The sequence below is a fragment of the Escherichia sp. E2562 genome, from assembly GCF_005781075.1.
Classification (GTDB): Bacteria; Pseudomonadota; Gammaproteobacteria; order Enterobacterales; family Enterobacteriaceae; genus Escherichia.
Genome location: NZ_VATM01000008.1, coordinates 196,189 through 211,068, shown reverse-complemented (window position 1 = coordinate 211,068; position 14,880 = coordinate 196,189). Strand labels below are relative to the sequence as shown.

At 53.1% G+C, this 14,880-nt stretch carries 16 protein-coding genes; 8 read left to right on the top strand and 8 right to left on the bottom strand.

Going from position 1 to position 14,880, the window contains the following annotated elements; translation table 11 throughout:
* Positions 1-134: 134 nt before the first annotated feature.
* Together ybbP and ybbA are read right to left on the bottom strand one after the other, a co-directional pair.
* Positions 135-2,549 (bottom strand): putative ABC transporter permease subunit YbbP, encoded by a 2,415-nt coding sequence (gene ybbP / locus FEK43_RS14020; protein ID WP_135406164.1) that lies wholly within the window; start codon positions 2,547-2,549, stop codon positions 135-137.
* Positions 2,546-3,232, bottom strand: a complete 687-nt coding sequence (ybbA, locus tag FEK43_RS14015) for a putative ABC transporter ATP-binding protein YbbA (protein WP_032237096.1) — start codon at positions 3,230-3,232, stop codon at positions 2,546-2,548. Before ybbA ends, ybbP begins: the two co-directional genes overlap by 4 nt.
* On the opposite strand from ybbA, the gene tesA reads away from it, so the two are divergent.
* From tesA to cnoX, 3 genes are read left to right on the top strand one after another with little or no spacing between them, the layout of a single operon-like run.
* Positions 3,203-3,826, top strand: a complete 624-nt coding sequence (gene tesA / locus FEK43_RS14010; RefSeq protein WP_001295836.1) for a multifunctional acyl-CoA thioesterase I/protease I/lysophospholipase L1 — start codon at positions 3,203-3,205, stop codon at positions 3,824-3,826. The two genes, ybbA and tesA, sit on opposite strands and share 30 nt — an antisense overlap.
* A complete protein-coding gene (ybbO, locus tag FEK43_RS14005) occupies positions 3,816-4,625 on the top strand; it encodes an NADP(+)-dependent aldehyde reductase (protein WP_130206351.1) in 810 nt (269 codons plus the stop codon). The genes tesA and ybbO overlap by 11 nt, the downstream gene beginning before the upstream one ends.
* A gap of 60 nt (positions 4,626-4,685) precedes the next feature.
* Positions 4,686-5,540, top strand: coding sequence for a chaperedoxin (cnoX, locus tag FEK43_RS14000; RefSeq protein ID WP_016159169.1), 855 nt, complete (start codon positions 4,686-4,688; stop codon positions 5,538-5,540).
* 62 nt (positions 5,541-5,602) lie between these two features.
* Here the strand turns inward: cnoX and fetB are convergent, their stop codons facing one another.
* Both fetB and fetA read right to left on the bottom strand, forming a co-directional pair.
* Entirely contained in the window at positions 5,603-6,382 is a 780-nt protein-coding gene (fetB, locus tag FEK43_RS13995) for an iron export ABC transporter permease subunit FetB (protein ID WP_010347707.1), read from the bottom strand.
* Positions 6,369-7,046 carry an iron ABC transporter ATP-binding protein FetA gene (gene fetA / locus FEK43_RS13990; protein WP_135406163.1) on the bottom strand — a complete coding sequence of 226 codons (678 nt, stop codon included), beginning with the start codon at positions 7,044-7,046 and terminating at the stop codon, positions 6,369-6,371. Before fetA ends, fetB begins: the two co-directional genes overlap by 14 nt.
* A 145-nt stretch (positions 7,047-7,191) precedes the next feature.
* Here fetA and FEK43_RS13985 point away from each other — a divergent pair, with 145 nt between their 5' ends.
* Positions 7,192-8,109, top strand: coding sequence for an SPFH domain-containing protein (locus FEK43_RS13985; RefSeq protein WP_000904498.1), 918 nt, complete (start codon positions 7,192-7,194; stop codon positions 8,107-8,109).
* The gene (locus tag FEK43_RS13980) at positions 8,106-8,564 is read left to right on the top strand and encodes an NfeD family protein (protein WP_130206345.1); all 459 of its coding nucleotides are present in this window, start codon (positions 8,106-8,108) and stop codon (positions 8,562-8,564) included. The genes FEK43_RS13985 and FEK43_RS13980 overlap by 4 nt, the downstream gene beginning before the upstream one ends.
* Positions 8,565-8,715: 151 nt before the next feature.
* Here FEK43_RS13980 and FEK43_RS13975 read toward each other — a convergent pair whose 3' ends face one another.
* Positions 8,716-9,078, bottom strand: a complete 363-nt coding sequence (locus FEK43_RS13975) for a hypothetical protein (RefSeq protein ID WP_001001643.1) — start codon at positions 9,076-9,078, stop codon at positions 8,716-8,718.
* A gap of 365 nt (positions 9,079-9,443) precedes the next feature.
* Between FEK43_RS13975 and FEK43_RS13970 the strand changes: the two genes are divergently transcribed.
* The 3 genes from FEK43_RS13970 to FEK43_RS13960 are packed head-to-tail and all read left to right on the top strand — an operon-like array spanning position 9,444 to position 11,136.
* Positions 9,444-10,460: a YadA family autotransporter adhesin gene (locus FEK43_RS13970; RefSeq protein WP_138158597.1), complete on the top strand. Its 1,017-nt coding sequence runs from the start codon at positions 9,444-9,446 to the stop codon at positions 10,458-10,460.
* 53 nt (positions 10,461-10,513) lie between these two features.
* Positions 10,514-10,936 (top strand): hypothetical protein, encoded by a 423-nt coding sequence (locus FEK43_RS13965; RefSeq protein WP_135406162.1) that lies wholly within the window; start codon positions 10,514-10,516, stop codon positions 10,934-10,936.
* Positions 10,933-11,136, top strand: coding sequence for a hypothetical protein (locus FEK43_RS13960; RefSeq protein ID WP_024257417.1), 204 nt, complete (start codon positions 10,933-10,935; stop codon positions 11,134-11,136). Before FEK43_RS13965 ends, FEK43_RS13960 begins: the two co-directional genes overlap by 4 nt.
* A gap of 3 nt (positions 11,137-11,139) precedes the next feature.
* Here FEK43_RS13960 and cueR read toward each other — a convergent pair whose 3' ends face one another.
* From cueR to FEK43_RS13945, 3 genes are read right to left on the bottom strand one after another with little or no spacing between them, the layout of a single operon-like run.
* Complete coding sequence (gene cueR, locus FEK43_RS13955; protein ID WP_001026744.1) at positions 11,140-11,547, bottom strand: Cu(I)-responsive transcriptional regulator; 408 nt, start codon at positions 11,545-11,547, stop codon at positions 11,140-11,142.
* The gene (locus FEK43_RS13950; protein ID WP_135406161.1) at positions 11,544-12,719 is read right to left on the bottom strand and encodes an HlyD family type I secretion periplasmic adaptor subunit; all 1,176 of its coding nucleotides are present in this window, start codon (positions 12,717-12,719) and stop codon (positions 11,544-11,546) included. The genes cueR and FEK43_RS13950 overlap by 4 nt, the downstream gene beginning before the upstream one ends.
* Positions 12,716-14,878 carry a type I secretion system permease/ATPase gene (locus FEK43_RS13945; RefSeq protein WP_135406160.1) on the bottom strand — a complete coding sequence of 721 codons (2,163 nt, stop codon included), beginning with the start codon at positions 14,876-14,878 and terminating at the stop codon, positions 12,716-12,718. The genes FEK43_RS13950 and FEK43_RS13945 overlap by 4 nt, the downstream gene beginning before the upstream one ends.
* Between the last annotated feature and the right edge of the window lie 2 nt (positions 14,879-14,880).

The window sequence follows — 14,880 nt, the reverse complement described above, 5'->3', positions numbered from 1 at the left end:
CCGACGCTAGTAGCAAGACTGCCGGATGCGGCGTAAACGCCTTATCCGGCCTACACAATCTTGCAAAATCAATATATTGCACTATCCTCGTAGGCCTGATAAGCGTAGCGCATCAGGCAATCTAACGCCTGTCATCACCCCGCAAACTGCCTGAACAGCGCCTTACCCTTAACCAGTCGCGCGCCGAGCCAGCCGCCGCAAAGTGACAGCAGCAGTGCACCGCTGCACGGCAGCACAATCCACAACCGCCAGTCCGGTTCCCACGGGAAGTCGAACACTTTCGCCTGCAACACTGCCAGCGCCGTTTCCGCACCAGTTGCGGCCACCAGACCAGAAACAAACCCGAGCATGGCGAATTCACTCCACAATGTTGTGCGCAGCAGTTTTTTGCCCGCGCCTAGGGTGCGCCACACCACCAGCTCCTGATGACGCTGACGCATTCCCACCTGCACCTGCGCCAGCAACAGCAACATACCGCAGGCGGTGACCAGCACAACCATCACTTCCAGCGCCCGACTTACCTGCTCCAGCACCTGACCGACCTGTTTTAAAATCGCGCCAATGTCTAACAGGCTAATGGTCGGGAACTGACGGTTGAGTTGCGTCAACATGCCGTTGCCATTCTCCCAGCGGAAACTGGTGAGCCAGCTTTGCGGCTGCCCATCCAGCGCCCCTTCCGGGAAAATAAAATAGAAATTAGGCCGCAGACTTTCCCAGTCCACTTTGCGCAGGCTGGTCACTTTAGCGCGGAACTCCTGGGTATCGCCCATAAAAGTCACGGTATCGCCGAGGGCAACGTTTAAGCGTTTCGCCAGCCCCTCTTCCATCGACACTTCATCGGCTTTTGGCGGCCAGTTACCAGCGACAATCGGATTATGATCGGGCCGCGTATTTTGCCAGGTAAGATTGAGTTCGCGGTTAAGCGCCTCATCGTCATTACCTTCTGTCGGCTTGTCGTTAATCGCCGTCAGCCGCGCACGCACCACTGGATAAAATGATTCCGGGACTATCTGATGTTCCGCGAGGAACGCTTTTAGCGGCGTAACCTGTTCTGTGGCGATGTTGATTAAAAAGTAGTTCGGGCTTTCTGGCGGTAGCTGCTGCTGCCAGCGGTCAAGCAGATCGCCACGCAACACCAGCAGCAGCGCCAGCAGCATAAAGGAGAGCGAAAATGCCGAAAGCTGGCTTAACGTTGACCACGGCTGACGTAACAGGCGGCTGACCGCCAGGCGCAGAGGCAGCGATTTCAGCGTCATGCGGCGAAGTACATTCAGCAGCATCCAGCCCAGCACACCGCACAGCAAAGCCAGCACCACCGCTCCCGCCAGCACCGCCCACAGCAGCATACTGCCGCCCATCAGCCCGACGAGCAGCAGCACAACCACCACAGTGACAACCGGCAGATAAAACTTCAGCGGCCAGACGTTCGCTACCACATCATTACGTAGTACGCGTAAAGGCTGCGTTGCCAGCAACAGGCGGTACGGTCGTAGCCCCACCAGCAGCGAGATGACTGTCATGGTGCCGAGCGCCCACAGCCACGGCCAGAGGCTGGCAGGCGGTAGTGCGGCAGGCAGAACGGGCTTGAGCAGTACCATCAATACGCTTTCGAACAACAGGCCAATCGCCCCGCCGGTAACGGCTGAAAGCACCAGAATCATCAACCACTGACCGACGATTAACTTACGCAGTTGCGCTCGCCCTGCCCCCAGCGTTTTGAGGATCGCCACCAGATCGTAGCGACTGCGACAGTAATGATTCATCGCCACCGCCACCGCAGCCACTGCCAGCAGCAAGGTCAGAAGCGCCGAAAGCAGCAGGAACTGTTGCGAGCGTTCCATCGAGCGCCCCAGCGCGCCTTCGTCCTGTTCCAGACCGTACCAGCGTTGTTCGGGTTTAAGCTGGGGTAACAGCCATTTCTCATAGCCGTCGAGCTGATTCTCGCTGCCACCAAATTTATAGCGCCAGGTGACCCGACTCCCCGGCTGCACGGCTCCGGTTTTATCGACATCCGCCAGATTCATCATCAGGCGTGGGGCTATCTGGAAGGGGTTAAAACCGGAATCCGGTTCCTGAATCACTTCTCCGGCGATCCGCAGCGTGGCATCGCCCACGTCGATGGTATCGCCGATTTTCAGGTTAAGCAGTGCCATCAGGCGTGGGGCCAGCAACACGCTGCCCGCCTGCGGTTTCAGGCCAGGGGGATTAGTTTGCAGATCGCCATACATCGGGTAGATATCATCCACCGCTTTGACGTTCGCCAGCTGCGGTGTGTCGCCTGCAAATGTCATCGTGGCGAAAGTCAGCTGCTTGCCGACTTTCAGGCCGCGCTTTTGCGCTTCCTCCAGCCACGCTTGCGGCGCTTCGCGCGAACTGCGCAACGCCCGATCGCCCGCCATAAACTCCCGGCTTTGCTGGCTTAAACCTTTCTCCATGCGATCGCTGATATTGCCCAGCGCCAGCACGCAGGCCACCGCCAGGCTTAGCGCCAGCCAGACAATTAATAGCGACGGCGAGCGCCATTCGCGCCAGAACCAACGTGCAATCATGCTTCCTCCTGCAACTGCCCGTTCACCAGCCGTAAGCAGCGGTCGCAGCGTGCCGCCAGTTGCAGGTCGTGGGTCACCATAATCAACGTGGTGCCATGCTCACGGTTAAGGGAAAACAGCAGGTCGGCAATTTTATCGCCCGTCTGGCGGTCAAGGTTGCCGGTAGGTTCATCAGCAAATAGCACATCTGGCCGACCGTTAAAGGCACGCGCCAGCGCCACACGTTGCTGTTCGCCGCCGGAAAGCTGTGCCGGAAGATGATCAAGACGTTTGCCCAGCCCTAACTGTTCGAGCAATGCTTTCGCCCCGTTACGACTTTCCGCGCTACTCTCACCGCGCAGCAGCGCCGGAAGCTCGACGTTTTCCAGCGCGTTAAGGGTCGGAATTAACATAAATGACTGAAAAACAAAGCCTACATGCTTCGCGCGCAACTTTGCCCGCGCTTCTTCGTCCATATTATGTAGCGGTTGTCCTACCAGATTCACTTCGCCACTGCTGCCGTCATCCAGCCCGGCGAGGATCGCCAGCAAGGTTGACTTACCCGATCCCGACTCGCCCACCAGCGCGATGGTTTCGCCACGTTTGACAACCAGCTCAACTCCGGTGAGGATGGAGAGTTCATGCTCCCCCTGACCGACGGACTTCTTAAGATGATGAACTTCAACAATGTTTTCCGCTGGCATTTGCCCTTCCTGTTCCTGGTCCTGTTAACTTTCCGTGCCGCCGCAGCGGACACGTTATTAATTCTGGGTGATAGCCTGAGCGCCGGGTATCGAATGTCTGCCAGCGCGGCCTGGCCTGCCTTGTTGAATGATAAGTGGCAGAGCAAAACGTCGGTAGTCAATGCCAGCATCAGCGGCGACACCTCGCAACAAGGGCTGGCGCGCCTTCCGGCTCTGCTGAAACAGCATCAGCCGCGCTGGGTGCTGGTTGAACTGGGCGGCAATGACGGTTTGCGTGGTTTTCAGCCACAACAAACCGAGCAAACGCTGCGCCAGATTTTGCAGGATGTCAAAGCCGCCAACGCTGAACCATTGTTAATGCAAATACGTCTGCCTGCAAACTATGGTCGCCGTTATAATGAAGCCTTTAGCGCCATTTACCCCAAACTCGCCAAAGAGTTTGATGTTCCGCTGCTGCCCTTTTTTATGGAAGAGGTCTACCTCAAGCCACAATGGATGCAGGATGACGGTATTCATCCCAACCGCGACGCCCAGCCGTTTATTGCCGACTGGATGGCGAAGCAGTTGCAGCCTTTAGTAAATCATGACTCATAAAGCAACGGAGATCCTGACAGGTAAAGTTATGCAAAAATCGGTCTTAATTACCGGATGTTCCAGTGGAATTGGCCTGGAAAGCGCGCTCGAATTAAAACGCCAGGGTTTTCATGTGCTGGCAGGTTGCCGGAAACCGGATGATGTTGAGCGCATGAACAATATGGGATTCACCGGCGTGTTGATCGATCTGGATTCGCCAGAAAGTGTTGATCGCGCAGCCGACGAAGTGATCGCCCTGACCGATAATTGTCTGTATGGGATCTTTAACAATGCCGGATTCGGCATGTATGGCCCCCTTTCCACCATCAGCCGTGCGCAGATGGAACAGCAGTTTTCCGCCAACTTTTTCGGCGCACACCAGCTCACCATGCGCCTGTTACCGGCTATGTTGCCGCACGGTGAAGGGCGTATTGTGATGACCTCATCGGTGATGGGATTAATCTCCACGCCGGGCCGCGGCGCTTACGCGGCCAGTAAATATGCGCTGGAGGCGTGGTCAGACGCACTGCGCATGGAACTGCGCCACAGCGGAATCAAGGTCAGCCTGGTTGAGCCAGGTCCCATTCGTACTCGTTTCACCGACAACGTCAACCAGACGCAAAGCGATAAACCGGTCGAAAACCCCGGCATCGCCGCCCGCTTTACGTTGGGGCCGGAAGCGGTGGTTGCCAAAGTGCGCCATGCTTTTATCAGCGAGAAGCCGAAGATGCGCTATCCGGTGACGCTGGTGACCTGGGCAGTCATGGTGCTTAAGCGCCTGCTGCCGGGGTGCGCGATGGACAAAATATTGCAGGGGTGAGTTGAAGCGCGCGCTTAAGCCCCCATGTCAAAGAAAATATCGACAACAGAGAGCGACTCCATGTCCGTAGAAAATATTGTCAACATTAACGAATCTAACCTGCAACAGGTTCTTGAACAGTCAATGACCACACCTGTGCTGTTCTATTTTTGGTCTGAACGTAGCCAGCACTGTTTGCAGTTAACCCCAATTCTGGAAAGCCTCGCGGCGCAGTACAACGGGCAATTTATTCTGGCGAAGCTGGACTGCGACGCTGAGCAGATGATTGCCTCCCAGTTTGGTCTGCGCGCGATTCCGACCGTGTATCTGTTCCAGAACGGGCAACCGGTAGACGGCTTCCAGGGGCCGCAACCGGAAGAGGCGATCCGCGCCCTGCTGGATAAAGTGCTGCCGCGTGAAGAAGAGCTGAAAGCGCAGCAGGCGATGCAACTGATGCAAGAAGGCAATTACACCGACGCCCTGCCATTGCTGAAAGACGCCTGGCAGTTGTCGAACCAGAACGGGGAGATCGGCCTGCTGCTGGCAGAAACGCTGATTGCGCTGAACCGTTCTGAAGATGCAGAAGCCGTGCTGAAAACCATTCCGTTGCAGGATCAGGACACCCGCTACCAGGGGCTGGTGGCGCAAATCGAACTGCTGAAGCAGGCGGCAGATACGCCGGAAATTCAACAGCTGCAACAGCAGGTGGCGGAGAACCCAGAAGATGCCGCACTGGCGACGCAACTGGCACTGCAACTGCATCAGGTTGGGCGCAATGAAGAGGCGCTGGAGTTACTGTTTGGGCATCTGCGTAAAGATCTCACCGCCGCAGACGGTCAGACGCGTAAAACGTTCCAGGAGATCCTCGCTGCGCTGGGTACGGGGGATGCACTGGCGTCGAAGTATCGCCGCCAGCTGTATGCGTTGTTGTATTGATTTTCCGTTGATCGGCGCATGAACCACAACGCCGGATGCGATGCTGCGCATCCGGCATCACATTATTTCTTCTTCAATTGCGTCACCACCAACTGGTGGCGCGAATTGTAAAATTTACGATAGGTTAAATAACAGGCAATAATGGTCGACAGGCTGGCGGTTGAGAGCAACATAAAGGTCACCATAATCTGATATTTAATCGCCTTCACCGGATCAATCCCGGCAAATATCAGCCCGGACATCATTCCCGGTAAACTCACTAAGCCAACCGTTTTTGCTGAATCGACCGTCGGAATTAAAGCCGCGCGAATACTGTCGCGAATCAATATCGCTGAAGCCTGTTTCGGCGTCGCGCCAAGACTCAGTTTCTCCTGAATCTGTTGCTGTTCGCTAATGACCCGTTGCCCTAAATTGTTGTAACACAGCCCAACCGCCACCATCGCGTTACCGGCTATCATCCCGGCGATAGGGATCACCTGCATCGGGATAAACTCAATCGATCCCGATAAAATCAGCACCGCCAGGGTAATTCCCGCCCCGACCGTAATGGCAATAAACGATGAGATAAAAGCTTTAGCAATATATTTACTGCGTTTTTGCGCATTCCACGCCGCATTAAAGCAGATAAATAACACCATCAATAATGTCAGGCTGGCATCATCAACGCTGAAAATATATTTCAATACATAGCCGACAATAATCAGCTGAATTATCGCGCGCCCCACACTCCAGAGAATATCTTTCTCCAGCGCCAGTTTTTCTTTATGGCTAATTAAGATTGCGACAACCACCAGCATTAATGCCAGTGCCAGTGACTCGTTGGTAATATTATGCGTGTTCATAGCGTGCTTCCTGCATTTCTCCGGCATGCGGTTGCAGTGTAATCACTTTATCCGCATGATTAATTTCGTCTTTATCGTGCGTCACCCACAACACAGCAATATTTTGCTCACGTACATAGCGGTGGATCATCTCATTGACGTTGCGTTTGTTGCTTTCATCCAGCGCACTGGTGATTTCGTCGAGCAATAAAACCTTCGGCATAAATTGTAGGTTACGAATCAATGAGATGCGTTGTTTTTCACCACCAGATAGCTCGGCGATATTTTTCGTCAAAATGGTGTCCGGCAAGGAAAAACGTTCGAGAAAATCGAGAAAAATGGCCGGATCAGGCTGCTGGTTACGGATCTGCCAGGGAAAGATCAGGTTATCGTAGACCGTGTCGCCAAACAGAGCCGGCGTTTGGGCGCAGTAAGAAACTTGTTGGCGATAGGTTTCTGGCTTTAGTGTGCTGACATCCTCACCTTCAAACAGTAACGTTCCGCAGGTCGGGCTGATTAATGAAGCAACTATTTTTAGTAGCGTACTTTTACCGCAGCCAGAAGGGCCGGTAATTAACTTAAATTCGCCAGCACGCAGCGAAAAATTGATGTTATTGAGAATGTTCGTATCGCCCGCCCGATATCCAACATTTTGCAGTTGGAGCAAAAGACTATTTTCCTGCATTGCCCATCCCTTTTTCTGATTTTTACTAAAAACAGTTTATCCTCCGCAAGAATAAGGGGGAACTCTCTTTCAGTAATCAGGTATAATTTGTTTAATCAAGCAGCAACTTTGCTCTTTATGGACGGTACAACAGGAGGTTTTTCCGATGCTTATTTTTATCCCGATTCTCATTTTTGTCGCGCTGGTGATTGTTGGCGCGGGCGTCAAAATCGTGCCGCAGGGCTATCAGTGGACGGTAGAACGATTTGGTCGTTATACCAAAACGTTACAGCCGGGGCTAAGTCTGGTGGTGCCGTTTATGGACCGCATTGGTCGTAAGATCAATATGATGGAGCAAGTGCTCGACATCCCATCCCAGGAAGTTATCTCGAAAGATAACGCCAACGTCACTATCGACGCCGTTTGCTTTATTCAGGTGATTGATGCCCCGCGCGCGGCTTATGAGGTCAGCAATCTGGAACTGGCAATCATCAACCTGACCATGACCAACATCCGTACCGTTCTGGGTTCGATGGAACTCGATGAAATGCTCTCTCAGCGCGACAGCATTAACTCGCGTCTGCTGCATATTGTCGATGAAGCCACTAATCCGTGGGGGATAAAAGTCACCCGTATTGAAATTCGCGATGTGCGCCCACCGGCTGAACTTATCTCTTCAATGAACGCGCAGATGAAAGCGGAACGTACCAAACGCGCTTACATCCTTGAAGCAGAAGGGATTCGTCAGGCGGAAATTCTCAAAGCCGAAGGTGAAAAACAGTCACAAATCCTGAAAGCGGAAGGTGAACGTCAGTCGGCATTCTTACAGGCCGAAGCGCGTGAACGTTCTGCCGAAGCGGAAGCCCGCGCAACCCAAATGGTGTCTGAAGCCATTGCTTCTGGTGACATTCAGGCGGTGAATTACTTCGTGGCGCAGAAATACACCGAAGCGTTACAGCAGATTGGTTCCTCCAGTAACAGCAAAGTGGTGATGATGCCATTAGACGCCAGCAGCCTGATGGGATCGATTGCCGGGATTGCTGAACTGGTGAAAGACAGCGCGAACGAGCGAAATAAATCATGATCGAGATGATAGCTATCCATCCGCATATTTTTTGGCTGAGTCTCGGCGGTCTGCTGCTGGCAGCCGAGATGTTGGGCGGCAATGGTTATCTGTTGTGGAGCGGTGTCGCGGCGGTGATTACTGGCCTGGTGGTCTGGTTGCTGCCGCTGGGTTGGGAGTGGCAAGGGGTGATGTTTGCCGTCCTGACGCTACTTGCCGCCTGGCTGTGGTGGAAATGGCTGGCACGAGGCGTGCGCGAACAAAAGCACAGTGACAGTCATTTAAACCAGCGCGGACAGCAATTGATCGGCAGACGATTTGTGCTGGAATCACCGTTAGTCAACGGGCGCGGTCATATGCGCGTCGGCGACAGTTCATGGCCCGTCAGCGCCAGCGAGGATCTCGGTGCAGGTACGCATGTTGAGGTGATTGCGATTGAAGGGATAACGCTGATTATCCGTGCGGTCATCGCCTGATGCGACGCTGACGCGTCTTATCATGCCTACAAATCTGTGCCTGAACGTAGGCCGGATAAGGCGTTTACGCCGCATCCGGCAGTCGTGCACCGACGCCTGATGCAACGCGGGCGCGTCGGCCGCCTCCGCCATATTAACTGGCATTGGCAAATTACTCGTCACTACCTTTATTCATGTTTTTTTGGTCTTCATCCGGATAGTGTTTTTTTAGATATTCCAGGACGTTTTTATTGACCTTGTGTTGGGTATACACCCACCCTTTCCAGTAATCAGGCTGGTCCAGGTAAACTTCTGGCGGAATGGTGAAATCAGAAAGCGTTAACCATTCGGCTAACAGATCGGGGTTTCTCTTCTGGATCAACTGCAACAGCATGATCAGCGACATGGCAGAGGCAGGAGCCGTACTATCGCCGCTTAAATACTTCCACACCGTAGAGCGATTCGAACGAAAAAGGATGGGGAGCAGCGCCCTGTCCAGATTCATTTCATTAAAAATCTTCTCAAATTCATTCATTTAATTTTCCTGCCTGGCGTAAACCTCTTAAAAATTGAGATTTATCAAAGAAACGCATTCTAGCACACATCAGGAACAGCTTCACGTTTAGCCAAGAAACAACATTTATTTCGCTTATCAAAACAAGTCTTTACTCTTTTTTACATTGAAAGAGCACAAAATGATTTTCTATTTTATTTATATAAGAAACATTTTTTGTTTCTTATTGGTGGTGTTTACGCTTACACCAACCAAAAATGCGCTTTACATCACACAAATGGCGGCGTAGATTTCGATTAAATTGCAACGTAGTTTATTTCTTAAAATAATATTATTTGTTTCTTATAGAAACACTAATGCGACTTATTTTGCACGAGAGAAAATGAATGAAAACTGTAAACGTAGCTTTACTGGCACTCATAATTTCAGCAACATCCAGCCCTGTTGTTTTAGCTGGTGATACCATTGAAGCGGCGGCAACAGAGCTTTCAGCCATTAACTCTGGCATGTCGCAATCGGAGATTGAGCAGAAGATTACCCGCTTTTTAGAACGCACAGACAACAGCCCCGCTGCGTATACCTATTTGACTGAACATCACTACATCCCTTCTGAAACATCTGATACCACTCAGACTCCCCCTGTCCAGACAGATCCTGACGTAGGACAAAAAACCGTTGCCGCTACAGGTGATGTACAGACAACTGCCCGTTATCAGAGCATGATCAACGCCCGACAGTCTGCGGTAACTGATGCCCAGCAAACGCAAATTACAGAGCAACAGGCGCAGATCGTCGCCACACAAAAAACGCTCGCCGCGACTGGAGATACGCAAAATACCGCGCATTATCAGGAGATGATTAATGCCAGACTGGCGGCTCAAAATGAGGCTAATCAGCGCACTACCACTGAACAAGGGCAGAAAATGAATGCGCTGACAACCGATGTGGCAGCACAACAGCAAAATGAAAGGACTCAATACGATAAACAAATGCAAAGTCTGGCGCAGAAGTCTGCCCAGGCACATGAGCAAATTGAAAGTCTGAGACAAGATTCCGCACAAACGCAGCAACAGTTAACCAACACCCAAAACCGGGTCGCTGATAACAGCCAGCAGATTACAACGCTCAATAACAATTTCAGTTCGCTGAAAAACGAAGTTGAAGATAACCGTAAAGATGCTAATGCGGGGATCGCGTCAGCCATTGCCATTGCCTCACAGCCGCAGGTGAAAACCGGTGATTTAATGATGGTGTCAGCGGGAGCAGGAACGTTCAACGGTGAATCTGCGGTGTCTGTCGGAACATCTTTTAATGCCGGAATTCATACGGTAATTAAAGCGGGAGTCTCAGCGGATACACAATCTGATTTTGGCGCAGGTGTCGGCGTGGGATATTCGTTCTAATTTTAATAGCAATTTCTTATTCGCAATTATCCGCACATTATTTAAGGTTAACAATGATGAATAGCACCATTAAATCGTTTTCCCTGCTGGCGGTTATATTACTGGCTGGCTGTAGCTCCCCCACTTCCCGCATCGCAGATTGCCAGGCGCAGGGCGTCAGTCATGACACCTGTTATCTCGCAGAACAACAGCGTCAGGCGGCTATTTTAAATGCATCCGAGGCGCAGGCATTTAAAAATGCAGAAGCCGCACAACATGCCCAGGCCGCTAAAAAACCCATTTATAAAGGATTTGGCCTTACCTTCAGAATGAGCAGTAAGAACTTCGCTTATCTCAATGATTCATTATGTGCCATAGATGAAGATAATAAAGATGCCACCGTATATCAGTCGGGTCTGTATAACGTCATTGTTTATCATCACACAGGAAAAGTCGCCTTAATGAAAGAAGGCCAGTTTGTGGGCTATTTAAAATGAAGGAGCAAAAGAAAATAGCCATGACGCATATTATGATTATCGGTGCGTTTATTTTTGCCTTCCTGCAAGTGGTGTTATTAGCCTCCCTGGTTCACGCTGTGAATGTTAACAACGAAATCCAGGAAGGCTTATTTCAGTCGGGGCGCATTATGGTAGAAAGTTTGCAGCATATTCTTTCAGTGCAAACGGGGATTAACTGATTTTCACCCCGCCCGATGATGACAGCAGCCGGAGAGATTTTCGATAATCGGGCAGTCGGCGCTGTCATCGCCGGGGCAGGCATTCGCCAATGCCAGTAGCTGGTCGCGCATGGCTTGCAGCTCTTCAATATGTCGCTCGATCTCCGCCACCTTCTCCAGCGTGCGCCGTTTTACGTCGGCACTGTGCCGCTGCGGGTCGTTAAACAGATTCACCAGTTCGCCGCTCTCTTCCAGGTTAAAGCCCACCTGGCGTGCCTGGCGCAGTAAGGTCAGTTCGTTGAGATGCTGCTGCGTGTAGGTGCGATAACCGTTTTCGCTGCGCATCGGCGGTGTCACCAGTCCCTTCTCTTCATAGAAGCGAATGGCTTTGCTGGTCAGGCCGGTAATTTTTGCCACATCGCTAATGTTCATCGTTCGCGCAACGCCTCCTGTGCTTTGTTAAAGGGTTTCAACAGATAATCCAGCACGCTTTTTTTACCCGTGCGGATATCGACCGTCGCCACCATACCGGGGAATATCGGAAACTGCTGTTTATGTTTATTTTCCAGATGGTTGCTGAAGGTGCGAATGTACACTCGATAGTAATAAACATCGCGCCGTACTTCATCCTGAATGGTGTCCGGTGAAATCACCGCAACTTCTCCTGGTAAGCCGCCATAGATGGAGTAATCGTAAGCGGTTATTTTCACCAGTGATTTTTGCCCCGGATGGATAAACGCCACATCGCGCGGGGAGATTTTCGCCTCAATCAGCAGTTGCTCATCCAGCGGCACGATGGTCATGAGTTTACCACCGGGGGCGATGACGCCGCCAACCGTAGTGACGTCAATGTCTTTGACAATGCCACGCACCGGCGCGGTAAAGTCCAGCCTGGTGAGAGAGTCTTCCCGCCCGCGGATCACCGAACGCTGGGTTTCGACCTCTTCGTTGGCTTTTGCTAACTCTTCCCGTGCCTGAACGTAATATTGCGTGCGCACGTCGCTGAGTTTGTTTTCCAGTTCATTGGCCTGGCGTTGCAAACGCAGCACTTCGACGCTGCTCGCCGCCCCCTGTTTCACCAGCGGCTGGGTCATCGCCAGTTCGCGATTGACCAGGCTAATTCCTTGTGTCAGCCCGGTGGTTGCTTTGTTCAGCCCGTCGCGGCGAGTGTTGTACAACGCCGTTTCCGACTCGATAAGTTCGGGGAATTTATTCAGTTCGTCGGGGAACACCAGCGCTTTATTGCTCACTTCTGCCCGCAGCCGCGCCGAGGTCGCCAGTGCCGCGTACAGCCGCGACATTGCTTCCTGCACGTCGGATTCGGTTTTGGTGCGGTTAAGCTGCGCCAGCGGCTGGCCTTGCTCAACAATATCGCCCACCTTCACGTCGAGATGATACAAAATCCCGCCTTCCAGCGACTGCACCACCTGTTCACGCCCGGAAGGTTCTACGGTGCCGCTACCGGTAGTGACTTCATCAAGCTGGAAATACCACGCCCAGCCGAGAAAACAGAGCAGCATGACGACGGTCACACGTACCGCCAGCGCCGAACGCGGCAGACGGGGTTCAGTCAGGCCACGGTTATATTGCAGTTGTCCGTTCATGCGGCAGACCCCTTATTCTTCTCCTGCAACACCACCCGTCGCGCCGTGGGTTCGCCCTGTTCACGCAAAATGGCCTCTTTCGCGCCATCCATCACAATCCGCCCCTGATCCATCACGATTATCCTGTCCACCAGTTGCAGCATCGCCGTGCGGTGAGTGGCGATGACCAGCGTGCGATGACCAATCCACTGTTTCAGTTGTTCGATTAAATGCGCTTCCGCCATTTCATCCAGCGAGGCGCTGGGTTCGTCGAGCAGGACGATATTCGGTTGAGAGATAAGGAGCCGCGCCAGCAGCAGCGTTTGCCGCTGACCGCCAGAGAGGCCAAATCCCCCTTCCTGAATCATGTAGTTGAGGCCGTTTTTCTGCTTCTGCACAAAGGGCAGCGCCCCGCTGAGGGTTAACGCGCGTTCGATATCTTCATCGCTGGCCTCTGGCATCCCCATGGTGAGGTTTTCCCGCAGCGAGCCGAAGAACAGTCGCCCGGTCTGGCTGAGCAGCCCCATGTCGCGGCGCAGATCCGCCGGATCAAGCTGCCCGATGCTGATGTTATCCAGCAGCACCTGCCCCTGCTGGGCGATACGCATTCCGGCGAGCATTTGCAGTAGCGTCGATTTACCCGCGCCGTTGCGGCCAAGAATGGCGATTTTCTCACCAGCCTGAATGTTGAGTTTGCCAATCGCCACATCGGCAATCTTCTCTTCTTCGTCGTAATAAAATACCGCGTTGCTGAACTGATAATTGCCGTGCAGCACCGCTTTATGCACCAGTTTGCCGTGTTCCGGCTGATCCACCGGGCGCTTCATCAGTTCATCAAGGCCATTACGCGCTACTTTCGCCTGCTGCCAGCGCGAGAGCACGCCGGATATCTGCGACAGCGGCGCGATGGTGCGCGAAGCCAGGATCGTCGTCCCGACCAGTGCGCCAGTGGTCATGTCGCCGTTCATCACCATAAAGCAGCCCACCAACAGCACCACCACGTAGACGATGGATTGCACTTCCTGCGTCCAGGTGAGCAGCAGCCCGGTGAGAAAGCGTTGCTTCATGCTGATGGACGAGGCTACGTCGTTGGTGTGATTCCACTGATTCTGAAAACGCTGCTCGGCGCGCAGCAGTTTAATGTCTTCAATCGACTGCACCGCTTCCACCAGCGTAGCGTTGCGTACCGCTGACTCGCGCATTCCTTCGTTCGCCAGCCGCGCCAGCGGGCGTTGAATCAGCAGACCGGGGATCACCAATAACGGTAGAGCCAGCAGAACCACCAACACCAGCCAGCCGCCGATCATCCACAGAATAAAGACAAACAGCAGGAAGAACGGCAGATCCGCCACCGCGCCAATGGTGGTGGAAGTAATAAGCTCCCGTACCGATTCCAGTTCGCGGATTTGTGAGATAAACGATCCGGTGGATTTCGATCGCACGTTGTTTTTCAGCCGTAATGCGTGACCAAAAACGCGATCCGAAATGCGCAGATCCGCCCGCTTGCCAATCATATCCGAGAGGTGCGTGCGCACCATGCGCATACAGAACTCAAACAGAATCGCCATCATCACCCCGGCGAACAGCACCCACAGCGTCGGGTAGGATTGCGCCGGAACGACGCGGTCGTAAACCTGCATCGAGAAAATCATCGCTGCCAGCGCCAGCACGTTTGCCACCAGCGAGGCCAGCATAATGTCACCGTAGCGCCGCCAGTCTTTCAGCGACAGACTCCAGAACCAGTTCGCCTGATACGGGCGAATGTAGTCATCCACCCGCGCATCAGGGATGGCGCTGAGCGGGCGCAGCAGTGCCAGTTCGACGATTTTATCTTCAATATCCGCGACGTTCAGCGTGGTTTCCAGCCCTTCGTCACCGCTGAACTGAATGCTGATATTGTCGTGGTTGTCGCGGCGGGTGATTACGCCAATCTGCTGATTATCAAAAACCGCAATCAGCGGCAGCCGCCACGGGTTAAGCGAATCGGCAGAAAACTCCACCAATCGCAGCCCCATTCCCAGTTGCCGCGCCATGTCGGTAAGTAACTCTTCCCGCTTGCTGTCGCGCTCCCAGTTGACGGTCGCGCGCACGTTCTCCTGTGAAAAATCAAGGCGATAATAGCGCGCCACGGCGATCATCGCCTCCAGCCAGGCTTCCACGGACTGGGCATTTTTTTTCATTA

Coding starts and splice junctions, on each gene's coding strand:
- FEK43_RS13945 (WP_135406160.1), bottom strand. CDS start 14,878: ATGAAAAAAAATGCCCAGTCCGTGGAAGCCTGGCTGGAGGCGATGATC.
- fetA (WP_135406163.1), bottom strand. CDS start 7,046: ATGCAGGAAAATAGTCTTTTGCTCCAACTGCAAAATGTTGGATATCGG.
- cnoX (WP_016159169.1), top strand. CDS start 4,686: ATGTCCGTAGAAAATATTGTCAACATTAACGAATCTAACCTGCAACAG.
- fetB (WP_010347707.1), bottom strand. CDS start 6,382: ATGAACACGCATAATATTACCAACGAGTCACTGGCACTGGCATTAATG.
- FEK43_RS13985 (WP_000904498.1), top strand. CDS start 7,192: ATGCTTATTTTTATCCCGATTCTCATTTTTGTCGCGCTGGTGATTGTT.
- FEK43_RS13950 (WP_135406161.1), bottom strand. CDS start 12,719: ATGAACGGACAACTGCAATATAACCGTGGCCTGACTGAACCCCGTCTG.
- FEK43_RS13965 (WP_135406162.1), top strand. CDS start 10,514: ATGATGAATAGCACCATTAAATCGTTTTCCCTGCTGGCGGTTATATTA.
- FEK43_RS13970 (WP_138158597.1), top strand. CDS start 9,444: ATGAAAACTGTAAACGTAGCTTTACTGGCACTCATAATTTCAGCAACA.
- FEK43_RS13960 (WP_024257417.1), top strand. CDS start 10,933: ATGAAGGAGCAAAAGAAAATAGCCATGACGCATATTATGATTATCGGT.
- cueR (WP_001026744.1), bottom strand. CDS start 11,547: ATGAACATTAGCGATGTGGCAAAAATTACCGGCCTGACCAGCAAAGCC.
- FEK43_RS13980 (WP_130206345.1), top strand. CDS start 8,106: ATGATCGAGATGATAGCTATCCATCCGCATATTTTTTGGCTGAGTCTC.
- ybbP (WP_135406164.1), bottom strand. CDS start 2,549: ATGATTGCACGTTGGTTCTGGCGCGAATGGCGCTCGCCGTCGCTATTA.
- FEK43_RS13975 (WP_001001643.1), bottom strand. CDS start 9,078: ATGAATGAATTTGAGAAGATTTTTAATGAAATGAATCTGGACAGGGCG.
- tesA (WP_001295836.1), top strand. CDS start 3,203: ATGAACTTCAACAATGTTTTCCGCTGGCATTTGCCCTTCCTGTTCCTG.
- ybbO (WP_130206351.1), top strand. CDS start 3,816: ATGACTCATAAAGCAACGGAGATCCTGACAGGTAAAGTTATGCAAAAA.
- ybbA (WP_032237096.1), bottom strand. CDS start 3,232: ATGCCAGCGGAAAACATTGTTGAAGTTCATCATCTTAAGAAGTCCGTC.